Below are 12,771 nucleotides of genomic sequence, written 5' to 3' on the forward strand. Positions count from 1 at the left end.
CGGGCAGCGCCCCCGCCCCCGCTTAGCGCGCGAGCCCCTCCTCGGCCTGCGCCGCCGGCCGGGGGATCGCCGGTTCCGCGCGGGCGCGACGAACGTGGACTCGCCGCTCTCCTTCCGCCGGAAAAGCGACCGGTCCCTCCACCCGGCGGCCCTCCGCCTCGATCACCCACGGGCCTGAACCGCCGCCCGTGATCTCGACGCGGATGGCTCCGCTCCCGCGGCGGACCACGGCCTCGGCGCCCGGCCATTCCGGGGGGAGGCAGGGGGCGATCGCAAGCCGCTCCTCGACGAGGCGAAGGCCGAGGATCGATTCGACCCCAAGGCGAAAGGTCCAGCCGGCCGCGCCCGTGTACCAGGTCCAGCCGCCCCGGCCATGGTGGGGGGCAACCCCGCCGATGTCCGCGGCGCAGGCGTAGGGCTCGGTCCGGTAGCGCGCGGCTGCCTCGCGGTTGCGGCTGCGAACGATGGGGTTGATCCGGTCGAACACGGCCTTGGCGCCGGCCCCGTCCCCCATGCGGGCAAGCGCCATGCCGAACCAGGCAGCCGCGTGGGAATACTGCCCGCCGTTCTCGCGGATTCCGGGCGGGTAGGCGGCGATATAGCCCGGGTCCCGCCGGCCACGCCCGAACGGCGGGGTGAGCAGCAGCACGAGATCGTCGTCGTCGCGCGCGAGCTGGGCACGGGCGGCTGCCATCGCCCGGGCGGCGCGCTCGGGCTCCGCCGCGCCGGAGAGAACCGCCCAGGCCTGGGCGATGAGGTCGATCCGGCAGGCCTCGCTCCGGCTCGAGCCCCAGGCGATGCCGTCGTCGTCGATCGCGCGGAGATACCACGCCCCGTCCCAGCCTGCGCTCTCGAGGGCCTGGCGGAGCGCCGCGCGCCGCGCCGGCCAGGGCGCGGCCAAGTCGGGCCGATCGATCCGCTCCGCCAGCCGGCAGAAGGCGTCGGCGGTCGCGATGAGGAACCAGCCGAGCCAGACGCTCGTGCCGCGGCCGCGCGCGCCCACCCGGTCGAGACCGTCATTCCAGTCCCCGGTGCCGATGAGCGGAAGTCCGTCGGGGCCGATCTGCCAGCCGCGCGCGAGCGCACGCACCAGATGCTCGAGAAGGGGTGCCGATGGCCCGGCAGCCCAGGTGCCGTAGCGTTCGCGCTCGCCCGCCGCGAGCGGGGACCCCACGAGAAACGGCACCGGCTCCGAAAGGATGCCCGTATCTCCCGTCATCTCGACGTAGCTTGCCGCCGCGTAGGGCAGCCAGAGCAGGTCATCCGAGCAGCGCGTCCGCACGCCCTGCCCTCCTGGCGGGTGCCACCAGTGCAGCACGTCGCCCTCGGTGAACTGATGCGCCGCAGCCTCCAGAATGTGGCGGCGGGCAAGGCTGGGGTCGTGCCAGGCGAGTGCGAGGACATCCTGGAGCTGGTCACGGAAGCCGAAGGCGCCGCTTGCCTGGGAGGGGCCTGCACGGGCGTGAACGCGCGCCGCGAGCGCCTGGGTCGGCAGCCAGCGATTGACCATGAGGTCGAAGGCCGGGTCGGGCGTGCGGACCTCGACCGCGGCAAGCAGCCGGTCCCAGGCGTCCCGGGCGCGCGCGAGCGCGCGGGGCGCATGGTCCGAAGCTCTCCAGGCCCGGGCGAGCGCCTGCGCCTCTGCGACCGTGTCCCCGCAGCCGAGCAGGAAGATCGCTTCCCCTTCCTCGCCGGGGCCGAGGTCCAGGTGGATCTGGTAGGCCGCCGCGCAGTCACCGCCGCGGTTGCCAAGCACGGTGGCCAGCCCCCAGCGCCGGAGCGCGTCGGGCATGGCGCGGTCTCCCCGCGGCCCGAGGAAGGCGCTGCGCGAGGTCGTGAGCCCATGCGGCGGGCGGTCGCTGGTCACGAACGCGACGGCCTCGGCGAAGTCGGGCATCCGCCGGTTGCGGGCGAGGATGGCCGAACAGTCCGGATCCCACGCCGCCTCGAGCCAGGGAGAGGCATCGGCCGTGGCAGGCCCGAGAAGCCAGTCGGCGAAGAAGGTGGCCGTGAGGCGGCGGGGGCTCTCGGTCCGGTTCGCAAGCCGCAGGCGCAGGATCTTGACCGGCTCCTCGGGTGCAACCGCCACCGTGAGCTGCTGCGAAAGCCCGTGGTCCTCGCGGGCGAAGATCGTCTCGCCAGGGCGGTGGCAGACCGAGCCGGTGCCGGGCGCCGGAATGGGGGACCAGACCTCGGCCGTCACTTCGTCGCGGAGGTAGAGGGCCTCGCCCGCCGGCGCGAGCACCGGGTCCTGGACCCAGGCGGTCAGGCGGAACTCGCCGCTGTTGCCGGCCCAGGAGAAGCCCAGCCCGCGGTGGTCGACGAGGGTGCCGAACCGGGCGTTGGCGATCACGTTCGACCAGGGGGCCGGCGGCGGTATGCCCTTGATAATATAATCGCCCGATGGCGCGAGGAAGCCGCCGTGGCCGTTCGCAAGCACGAGCGGCGGCTCCTCCTCCGGCGGCCGCGGCATCTCCGGGGCGGGCTCGCCCAGGGGGGTGAAGGGCGGCAGCTCGGGCGCCCGCGGGACCGGCGGCAGCGCCTCGGAGAGGCGCTCTTCGGCGGCGTCCAGCACGAGGACTGCGGCGGCCAGCACGGCCTCGGCCAGTGTGGCAAATTCGCTCGAGACGATGTGGATGCCTCCGCGATGGCCCAGGCGATCGAGCACGCCACCGGCGCGCAGCTGCTGGAGGAGCCGGTCGCGCACGGGTTCGCTGTAGCCCTGTTCGCCGCCATGGAGGAGCACAATGTCCACGGTGACGCCGAGCGCGCTCCAGCGCCGGTATAGCCGGAGCATGACGGGAAGCAGCGGCAGGCCCCTGCCGTCGCCGCAGCGGAGCACCACCAGCGGGTGATCCCCCGAAATCCCGCCGGCCCAGAGGTCTGGCTGGCCGGGTCCTGGCTTCGGGAGAAGCATCGGCGGGGCCGCGAGGCGCAGCGGCTGCAGCACACGGGAGAGGAGCTGCTGCATTGCCTCCGGGTCGCCTGACCGGAAACCGAGCCGGGCGAGCTCGCGCGCGGTCGTCTTGCGGGCGGAGTCGATCGCCCAGTCGATGGCAGCGAGCGTCTGGTAGCGGTCGAGAACGGCCTCGGCCGCCGCCCTTGTGGAGGCGACAGCCGTCAGCACGGCGAGATCCACATGGCCGTTCGGCGGCAGGCGCAGTTTCACGGCGATCGCAGCAACGGGATCGAGCGTGAAGCCGGTGGTTCCCGAGAACGGGCCGAACGCCGGCAGGAACGGGTCCGCGCCTTGCCCGAAGAGTCGCGCGCGGTCGGTTTCGTGACCGATGGTGCGGACCGCCGGATCGTCGGCGATCACCCGCATGAGGAGGAGCGGCTCGCTCTCCTCGCTGCGGCGGGCGCGGCGCCTTGCGACCAGTGCCTCGCGGTCGGCGAGCCAGTCCGTCTCGACGAACATCCGGCTGAAGGCCGGATGCCGGGCATGGTCGGCGGGCGCGTCGATCACGAGCTCGCGGAACATCACGAGATCGATCTCGCGCGGCACCAGCTCCTCGTTGGTGAGCCCGACTCGGAGGCACTCGAGATCGTCGTTCGCAGCAACGGTCGTCTCAAGCGCGAAGCCGAGGCCGAGGCCGCGATCGCGGATGACGGCGCCGTGAGGCGTGCACGTGAGGGACCACGCGTCCGACTCCTCCGCCCGCGCGCTGCCGACCCCGGGCCGCCACGCTTCGCCCTGCACCCGGTCGACGAGGAGGAAGGGCAGGAACTGCTCCGCGCCGGTCCCGATGCCGGGCGTGCGGGCCATGAGCACGCCCTCGTGGAACAGCGCGAGCCCCCCGCGTGAGGCGAGCTGCACGCGCATGCGGCCGTTGCCGAAGATGTGAAGCGGTGAAACCTCCGGCTCGGGGACCGGCACCCAGGAGGGAAAACCCGGCTCCGCTGGCGCCTCGACGGCAGCCGCGACTTCGGCGACTGCGCCCGGGTCCGCGGGCGCGCTCCAGGGCGTGCGCTCGGCAAGCAGAAGGTCGAACACCGCCATCTCCGGATCGCTCGTGAAGAGCGTCACCAGCCAGTCGTCGAACAGGCCGTTCGCGAGCGCTGCCAGCCCCATGCCCTGGTGATGGGCCATGTACTCCCGGACCGGCAGGAACCGCTGGCCGACCGGCACGCGGCCTGGCGTGAAGTCGGCTGCTTCGAGAAATCCGTAGCGGCGCAGGAGCCCCATGCCGGCGAGGGCGCGGAGGTTGGCAAGGGCCGGGCCGGGCAGGACCGGAAAGGCGAGGAGGGTGGCATAGGGCGCGACGACCCGGTCGTCATCGAGGCCGCGGCGGATGCCGAGGCCCGGAACGCCGAACCCCTGGTAGTGATGGTGGCCTGAGACGTCGCGGGCGGCAAAGCCGGACTCCGAGACCCCCCAGGGCAGGCCGTGCCGCCGGCCGTGCGCGATCTGGACGCGGACCGCGGTCCGCTCCGCCCCGGCAAGAAGTGACTCGGGCGGGGGGCGCAGGAGGAGCCGCGGCATCAGATACTCAAACATCGAGCCCTGCCAGGAGGCGAGCACGAGCCCCTCCCGGGACCGGATCACCGGGCGGCCAAGCTGCGCCCAGTGTTCCTCGGGCACGTCGCCCTTGGCGATCGCAAAGTAGCTGGCGAGCCGGGCCTCGGAGGCGAGGAGATCGTAGACGTTGCGGTCGGGCTGGCCGACGGAAAGATTGTAGCCGATCCGGAACAGGCGGGCGGACTCGTCGTAGAGGAAGGCGAAGTCCATTTCCGCCGCAAGCGCCCGCGCGCGCCCTGCAAGGGCTTCAAGCCGGACATCGAGATCGCGCCCGGCCTCGGCAGCGGCGCGCAGCCGCGCGGCAAGCGGCCCGGCCTTGGCGGCACCGCCCTGCCCTTCCGCGTCCTCGAGCAGCGCCGCCGCCGCATCGAAGCAGGCGGCCCGCCCCGCGAGCGTCCTCGCGCCGGCCCGGGCGAAGATCTCGGCCACGGGCACGCCAAGCTCCGGCGGGAGGCCTGCCGCAAGCGCCTCCGGCTCGGGCCAGAGCGCAAGATCCCGCGCGAGCTCCTCGACGTGGGCGGTCGCGCGCTCGTACCAGGCCTCCACGTCGGCCAGCACCTCGGGCGAGGCATCGGCCCAGCCGGCAACTGCCTCGGCGAGCGACTCGCCGATCCGGGGCAGGAGCTGCGCGTGCACCTGCTCGGCGAAGCCCGCCCAGCGCCGCGGCTCGTTCCGCACCTCGGCGACCGTTTCGGCGAGGTTGAAAAGCGCCTCGCGCGCCGCAGCCGCCTCGGCGCGCGCCGCGCTGCCATCGCGTGCGTCTGCGATCTTCCCGCAGCTGCCGGCGAGGATCGAGAGCAGGTCCACGAGACCGTCGAAGCGCGCGGCGGTCACCACGGGCTCCTCGCGTAGCGCCCGAAGCCCGGCAGCAAGCGCGACCAGGCTCACGGCGAGATTGCCGCTGTCGACGGTCGAGACGTAACGCGGCTCGAGCGGCTTCAGCGTGCGAATGTCGATCCAGTTGAGGACATGGCCGCGATGCCGCTCGAGACGCTCGAGGGCCTCGAGGGCGAGGCGCGTCCGCTCGACGAGCGCCGGCAGCGAGAGGTGGCCGAAGCGAACCGCTGCGAGCGAGGCGAGGAACATCATGCCGATGTTGGTCGGCGACGTGCGCGTCACCTCCTCCTCGAGGCCAACCTCGTGGAAATTGTCGGGCGGAAGCCAGTTGTGCTCGGGCCGGACGAACGCCTCGAAGAAATACCAGGTCCGCCGGGCGACCTCGCGGAGAAAGCGGACGTCCCCCTCCTCGAGGCGCGGCCGCGCGACGACACGGGGGCGTGCGGTGAGGGCAGCCACGGCAGGGGCCGCAAGCCACGGCAGGAGGAGAGGGAGGGCTGAGGCGAGCGCGGAGGGGCGCAGCAGCGCCAGAAGCCCCCCGAGCGCGACCGCAGCCACGAGGCTCGCGCGAAGGGCTGAAAGCTGTGCGCGCGCCGGAGGCTCTGCGGCCGTGCGGCTGCGGACCTCGTCGGCGGTGCGCCATTCCAGAAGGCGCCGGCCACTCTTCAGCCGGGCGAGGGTGCGCAGGATGGCGTCGAGGGCGATCCGCGCCTCGTCGAGCAGGAAGGTGACGCCAAGGAGGTAGCGGCCGAAGCTCTCCCCGAATGGCCGCCACGGGCTCCGCAGGCTGAGAAGCAGCCGGCCGCGGGCAAGGCCGGTCAGGAAGTCCGTCAGCATGGCAAGGCCGGGCGCGAGGAGGACCAGCGCCGTCCACGCCAGCGGCGGTCCCGGAAGCCACAGCCAGCCTGCCACCCCAAGTGCGACGAGCGAGGGCGGCACGAGACTGCGGCGCAGGTTGTCGGCGATCTTCAGCCGGTCGAGCAGGGAGAAGGAGGTGGGCACCCGGCTGCCGTCGGCGCGCGGCACCCGAGGCGCCAGCCAGGGCAGGAGCTGCCAGTCCCCGCGGATCCAGCGGTGGACGCGGGCGGCCTGTTCGGCATGGCTCTCCGGCCACTGCTCGAAGACGACAACGTCGCTCACGAGCGCGGCCCGTGCGTGGAGGCCCTCGAAGAGATCGTGAGAGAGGATCCGCCCTGGCGGCACGCGGCCGGCAAGACAGGCGTCGAAGGCCGCGATGTCGTAGAGCCCCTTGCCGGCGAAGATGCCGGCTCCGAACAGGTCCTGGTAGACGTCGGACACCGCGCGGGAATAGACGTCGATGGTGGCATCACCGGCCTGCAGCCGGCCGTAGAGCGACTGGCCCTCGACCCCCGGCAGGGGTTCCACCCGTGGCTGCAGGATCGCGTGACCGCGGACGACGCGGCCCGTGCCGGGGTCGACCAGCGGCCGGTTGACCGGGTGCATCATGGTGCCGACGAGGCGCAGGGCCGCACCGGGCGCAAGGCGCGTGTCGGCATCGAGGGTGAGCGCCATCCGGCAGCGCCGGAGCCGGTCGGTCGCACCGACCCGCAACGGGAACGGTTCGACCGCGCCGTCAAGGACCAGCCGGTTGAATGCCTCGATCTTGCCGCGCTTGCGCTCCCACCCCAGCCATGCCTGCTGCGTCTCGCACCAGCTCCGCCGGCGGTGGAGGAGGTGGAAGGGGCCAACGCCGTCGCGCCCGGCATGGCGGCGGTTCAGCTCCTCGACAGCGGCTACGAGGGCTGCCTCGATCGCCGCGTCGTCGGGCATTTCGGGTGTCGGCGCATCCGGCAGGTCGGAAAGCAGTACGAAGGCGAAACGCGGGTCCCGCGAGGCCAGGAAGTGCTGCTCGAGCCGCTCGGCGAGGCGCACGGCATCCCGGGGGTCGCGCACCAGGGCGGGCACGAGGATGGCCGTCTCGGAGCCCTCAGGCAGCCCGTCGCGCAGGGCGAGCCGCGGCAGGGTGCGCGGAGGGACGACCTGGGTCACCGCCCAGTTGACGAGCGCGGTTGCCACCATGGTCGCCGGAAGCAGCGCAAGGAGAAGCCCAACCACCCATTGCCACGGGGTGGCCCCGTGCATGGCGAGCAGGAGCGCCGGCGGGGACAGCGCCAGGAGCATCGCAGCCGCGAGCGCGGCGAGATACGCAGGGAGGGCCCGGTCAGCGAACCACCGCGCCACCCGGATGCGAAGCGGCGGCCGCGCCCCGAGCTCGGCCTCGAGCGCGCGCCGGCCTGCGCCGGTCAGCCAGTGCCCGACATGGCCCTCGACAGCGCCGGCGGGTGCAGCGCGGGCATGGACGATCGCTGCGCGGGCCACGTCCGGCTCCTCGCGTCCCGACCAGACCGCGATCTCCTCGACGGCACGCCGGTAGCGGTCGCGGCTGTCGAACGTCATGCGCGCATGAACCCCCGCCGGGTCCTCGGCGAGCACCCGCTCCACGGGGCTCAGCGCCTCGAACAGATCCTGCCACGAGAGCCGGGCGGCAACCGCGAGCGCCGTCAGGCTCCGCGCCACCACCTCGTTCGGGTCGCCGAGCTGCTCCGGCACCGGAAAGAGGGGGGCGGGCGAGGACGGCAGCCCGGGAAACAGCGCCCGCAGCGCGTGCGCCAGATGGTCGAGGAGGCGGAGGCGCAGGGCAATCGGCAGCGCCCAGAGCTCGGCCGTCCGGAGCGGGACGTCGGCCTGGTAGCGCTCGAGAAAGCCCGCAAGCAGCGGTGCCGAGAGCTGGAGCCCGCTGGCGGCCAGAAAAGCCTCGGCAACTGCGACGATGCGCGGAACCGGCGCGTCTCCGAGCACGGGCGGTCCGGCGCCCTCAGGTGCCGCAAGGCCCGCCGGAAGGCAGGGAAGCTGGCTGCGGAAGGCGCGCGAAAGGTCGGTTCGGAGGCCCGCGACGACGCGACGCGCGACATAGAGGTTGTCAAGAAGCCAGGCGGCCGCTGCTGTCGCGTCTCCGCCAGGGCTTCGGGCGGCACGGGCGGCGGCGTCGAGAAAGGTCTCCCCGGCACCGGGCGCAAGCCACGCCGGGCGCGGAGCCCGCGCGGCAAGGAGTCGGCCGCGATGCGCCGCTGCCGTCGCTGCCGCAGCCGCATCGAGCGCCGGACCGTGTTCGGGAACGTCCGCCGCGTTCACGCAGGAAGCCGCTGGGACCCTGGCGGACTTTCCGGAGGCGCACGCGAGGCGACGCAGCCGGCGCCTTCCGCAACGACGATCAGAAGCGGCACGGCCGCGCGCGCGGCAAGATAGCTCGCGACACCGCCGAGCGGCAGGTCGGCCAGCTGGCTGCGGCTGTGGCCGCGGGCCGACAGCACCATCAGATCGACCGGGTCGCGGTCGAAGCAGGAGAGAAGCGCGGTCCGCGGGTCATCGCCGTCGAGAATGCGGGTGGAAACTGCCACACCCTGCGCCGCGAGCATGCGGCGCACATGCTCGAGGTGGCGCTCGGCAAGGGCCGTGGCGCGCTCGGCAAGCTGGCGGCGCAGGGCGAGGTCGCACAGCTCGGGCGGGAACTTGCCGTTGAACCGCAGCGGCTCGAGAACATGGAGAAGCCGGATCTCGGCACCCTCCCGGCGCGCAATCGCGGCGGCCGTCGGCAGCGCGCTCTCCGCCCACTCGGAGCCGTCGAGCGGCACGGCAATCAGGGGCGAGCGCCCCCGGGAGAAGGGCTGCACCGGCTCGGGGGGGAGCAGCAGGAGGCTCGTCTCGGGATGGTCGAGCACTTCGCGCGCCGTCGAGCCCAGGAGGCCGGCGGCGGCAGGACCTCGGTGCCGGGCGAGGACGATCACCCGGCTGCGGCGGTCATGGGCGATGCGGCAGATCTCGCGTGCCGGATTGCCCTCGACAACGAGGGCAAGCGGCGGAGCCTCGGCGTCTCCTGCCCCCCGGCCGCTTGCCGCAAGCCGGTCGAGCGCGAGCCGCGCCTCCCTGCGCCGCACCGCCGACGCCAGCGGATCGGCGGGGCGGGAGAGGGCGACACCCGGGTCGAGCACCTGGAGGAGGACGAGGGGTGCGTCCAGCGCCCGCGCCAGCGCCTGCCCATGCTGCAGGAGCACCAGGCCTTCCGACGGGCGCTCGATGCAGGCCAGCACGGCACCTTCCGGAACGTCGCGCTCGGAGGCCTCCACCTCGTGTGGTCCCGGGCCGGCCATGCGCCCAGCCGGCCGCGGACGCGGCGCGGCCGCCTCCCGCGCGCCTGGCCCCGGGCGAACGGCCGAGCGGAAGGGGGCGCCCGCCATCACCTGCTCAGCCCGAGAGCCCGCGCCAAGAGGTCACCTCTGGCGCGAGGGTCGCTGACGGAAGCACGGTCATCGCAACGTCGGGCATGGTGCGAACCCGCAGCAAACCGGTATCAGACCGGGGGTGGTGTAACAATTCCAGAAGGTGACAGGAAGCGTCAAGCATCGCAAGTCACTGCCGCGGCCCGGCCGGACCGACCCGGTGTCCGGCTCCCGGCGCCTTGCACGCCTTGCGCACCCTGGCCCATCCTTCCCCGGCTTGCTTCCCACCCTGAAATCCGCATGTCATGCAACCGTGACAGGCCTGTGACAGATTGCCGCCAGGACGAAGAGAGGGGGCGGAACGGATGGACGCCACGGTCTTCAGCAGCCGCACCTACGACCGCCAGTTCCTCGACGCCGCGAATGTGGGCGGGCGCCACCGGCTCCGCTATCTTGAGGCCCGGCTCGATTGCGACACGGCGCGACTCGCCGCCGGTTCGCGCGCGGTCGTGGCGTTCGTGAACGACCGGCTCGATGCCGAGGTGCTGCGCCAGTTGGCTGGGCTCGGCGTGGGCCTCGTCGCGCTGCGCTGCACCGGCTTCAACCAGGTGGATCTTGCCGCCGCGCGGGAGACGGGCATCCGCGTCGGCCGGGTGCCGGCCTACAGCCCCGCGGCCGTTGCCGAGCACGCCATCGCGCTCATGCTCGCGCTCAACCGGCACCTCTGCCGGGCCTATGGTCGAGTGCGGGAAGGCAATTTCGCGCTCGATGGCCTGCTCGGCTTCGACATGGCGGGCAAGACCGTGGGCGTCGTCGGCACCGGCGCCATTGGCCGGGCCGTGGCACGCATCCTCCTCGGCTTCGGCTGCCGCGTCCTTGCGACGGACCCCTTGCCCAATGCCGAGCTCGTTGCCGCGGGGGTGACCTACCTCCCGTTCGAGGACCTCGCCGCGCAGGCAGACATCGTCACGCTCCACTGCCCGCTGACACCCGAGACGCACCACCTCGTGGACGCCGCGGCACTTGCCCGCATGAAGCCTGGGGTCATGCTCATCAACACCAGCCGCGGCGCGGTCATCGACACGCGCGCCGTGATTGCCGCCCTCAAGAGCGGGCGGATCGGCAGCCTCGGCCTCGACGTCTACGAGGAGGAGAGCCACCTCTTCTTCCGGGACCTTTCCGACCAGGTGATCACCGACGACGTCTTCGCGCGCCTCCTCACCTTTCCCAACGTCCTCATCACCGGCCACCAGGGCTTCTTCACGCGCGAAGCGCTTTCCGTGATTGCCGAAACGACCATCGCCAACCTCGACCGTTACGAGGCCACGGGCGCGCCGGTTCACGAGGTCTCGGTGGAACGGCTGGCCGGAGCGGGGGACGACGCCGCATCGAGCGCGGCGAGGAGTTCGGACGCGAGCCGCGCCCGTTCGGGCGAGCCATCTGCCGCATAGTTGAGGTTCCGCCCGAGCCGGGTCAGCTCCTGGAACAGCCGCCGCACGGCGTCGCGGCTGGCAAGCGCAAGCGGCCGCTCGACCACCTGCATCACGAGTGCAAGGAGCGCCTGCTGGCGCGCAGGCGGCGCGGAGACGTCCACGGGGTCGAAGGCATCCTGCTGGAGGAACACCGAGTCGACGAACCGCGCCTTCTCGAGAAGCACGAGGTCCTGAAGCGCGATCCCGTCTTCGCCCGTCACGCGCAGGGTCTGGGCAACCTCCTCCCCGCGGCGCAGCAGCGCCCGGATGGCGGCGGCCTGGTCCGCGCGCGCCCGGTCGGCCGGGTCTTCGGCGCGGGCGGCAAGGGCCCCGGCGGAGCGCGACCAGGAGATGAGCGGGTCGATCGCGGGATAGGCCCGCCGGTAGGCCCGCTCGGCGGAGAGGCCGAGGAAGGTCTTGACCGCCGCCAGCGTGGAGCGCGTGACGGGCTCGTCGAAGTCGCCGCCGGCAGGGCTCACCGCGCCAATGATGGTGAGCGAGCCGACGGCGCCGTCCGCAGCGCGGATGCGGCCGCTGCGGTCGTAGAAGGCGCGGATGGTCGAGTCGAGATAGGCCGGGTAGCCCTCCTCGCCTGGGATCTCCTCGAGCCGCCCCGAGGTTTCCCTGAGCGCCTGGGCCCAGCGCGAGGTGGAGTCGGCAATGAGCAGCACGTCGAGCCCCATCTGCCGGTAATATTCGCCGATGGTCACGCCGGTGTAGATCGACGCCTCGCGGGCCGCGACGGGCATCGAGGACGTGTTGCAGACGATGACGGTCCGGTCGAGGAGCGCTCCGCCCCGGCGCGGATCCTCCATCCGCTGGAAGTCGCGGATGGTCTCCACCACTTCGCCCGCACGTTCGCCGCAGGCGACATAGACCACCACGTCGACGTCGCTGTAGCGGGCGAGCAGCCCCTGCAGCACGGTCTTGCCCGCACCGAAGGGCCCGGGAATGGCGGCCGTTCCGCCGCGCGCCACGGGAAAGAGCGTGTCGATGATGCGGATGGTCGTCACGATCGGCCCGGAAGGTGCAAGGCGCGTGGCAAGCCCCTGTGCCAGCAGGGCCTCGGGCAGGCGGCGGCGGACCGGCCAGTCCTGCGCGAGCCTGATGGCCAGGCGCTCGCCGCCGGGGCCTGCAAGCTCGGCCAAGACGTCCTCGACGGTTGCCGGCCCCGCCTCGATCCAGAGCAGCCTCCAGGTACCCTGAAGGTCGAACGGGGCCATGATCCGGTGGCGGATGCGCCGCTCTTCCACGACCCCCAGCACGTCTCCAGCCCGCACGGGCTCGCCGCTGCGGCGCGCCGGCGCAAAGGCCTAGCGCGCGGCCGGGTCGAGCGGGGGCACCTCGGCGCCGCGCGGAAGGAAGGTGCCGTGGCAAGCCGCGAGCGCCTCGAGCGGGCGCTGGAGGCCGTCGAACAGGCCGCCGAGCAGCCCCGGGCCGAGCCGGGCCGACAGTGGCCGATCGCCAAGCTCCACGACATCGCCGACGGCGACGCCGGCGGTGCTTTCGAAGACCTGGAGGTCGGCCTCGCGGCCGCGGATGCGCAGCACCTCGGCCATCAGCCGTTCCTGCCGCCCATCGGGACCGGGCCGGGCGGGCAGGATGCGCGCGGCCTGGTTCCGCACCAGCCGGGCGCCCGCCTCGGCCGCGACGGTCACGACTCCATCCTGCACCGCGACGATCCTGGCGCGACCGCTCATCGCCC

Annotated in this window: 4 protein-coding genes and 1 pseudogene; 1 reads left to right on the forward strand and 4 read right to left on the reverse strand. The window is 73.0% G+C overall.

Going from position 1 to position 12,771, the window contains the following annotated elements; translation table 11 throughout:
- Window positions 1-22 precede the first annotated feature (22 nt).
- Both H3H34_RS13960 and H3H34_RS04255 read right to left on the reverse strand, forming a co-directional pair.
- Window positions 23-8,509: a GH36-type glycosyl hydrolase domain-containing protein gene (locus H3H34_RS13960; RefSeq protein ID WP_194743961.1), complete on the reverse strand. Its 8,487-nt coding sequence runs from the start codon at window positions 8,507-8,509 to the stop codon at window positions 23-25.
- Entirely contained in the window at window positions 8,506-9,525 is a 1,020-nt protein-coding gene (locus tag H3H34_RS04255) for a universal stress protein (protein ID WP_194743962.1), read from the reverse strand. Before H3H34_RS04255 ends, H3H34_RS13960 begins: the two co-directional genes overlap by 4 nt.
- 434 nt (window positions 9,526-9,959) lie before the next feature.
- On the opposite strand from H3H34_RS04255, the gene H3H34_RS04260 reads away from it, so the two are divergent.
- Window positions 9,960-11,045 (forward strand): 2-hydroxyacid dehydrogenase, encoded by a 1,086-nt coding sequence (locus tag H3H34_RS04260; protein ID WP_194743963.1) that lies wholly within the window; start codon window positions 9,960-9,962, stop codon window positions 11,043-11,045.
- Here H3H34_RS04260 and H3H34_RS04265 read toward each other — a convergent pair.
- Both H3H34_RS04265 and H3H34_RS14225 read right to left on the reverse strand, forming a co-directional pair.
- Window positions 10,934-12,364 (reverse strand): annotated as a pseudogene (locus H3H34_RS04265) (V-type ATP synthase subunit A); the annotation flags it as partial. The gene H3H34_RS04260 and the pseudogene H3H34_RS04265 sit on opposite strands and share 112 nt — an antisense overlap.
- Before the next feature lie 15 nt (window positions 12,365-12,379).
- Complete coding sequence (locus tag H3H34_RS14225) at window positions 12,380-12,766, reverse strand: hypothetical protein (RefSeq protein ID WP_207790732.1); 387 nt, start codon at window positions 12,764-12,766, stop codon at window positions 12,380-12,382.
- Window positions 12,767-12,771 lie beyond the last annotated feature (5 nt).

The sequence above is a fragment of the Thermaurantiacus tibetensis genome (assembly GCF_015354055.1).
In the GTDB taxonomy this organism is placed as follows: Bacteria; Pseudomonadota; Alphaproteobacteria; order Sphingomonadales; family Sphingomonadaceae; genus Thermaurantiacus; species Thermaurantiacus tibetensis.

What these genes read in the sequence shown, in the direction of transcription:
- H3H34_RS04255 (WP_194743962.1), bottom strand. Translation starts at nt 9,525, where the DNA reads ATGGCCGGCCCGGGACCACACGAGGTGGAGGCCTCCGAGCGCGACGTT.
- H3H34_RS04260 (WP_194743963.1), top strand. Translation starts at nt 9,960, where the DNA reads ATGGACGCCACGGTCTTCAGCAGCCGCACCTACGACCGCCAGTTCCTC.
- H3H34_RS14225 (WP_207790732.1), bottom strand. Translation starts at nt 12,766, where the DNA reads ATGAGCGGTCGCGCCAGGATCGTCGCGGTGCAGGATGGAGTCGTGACC.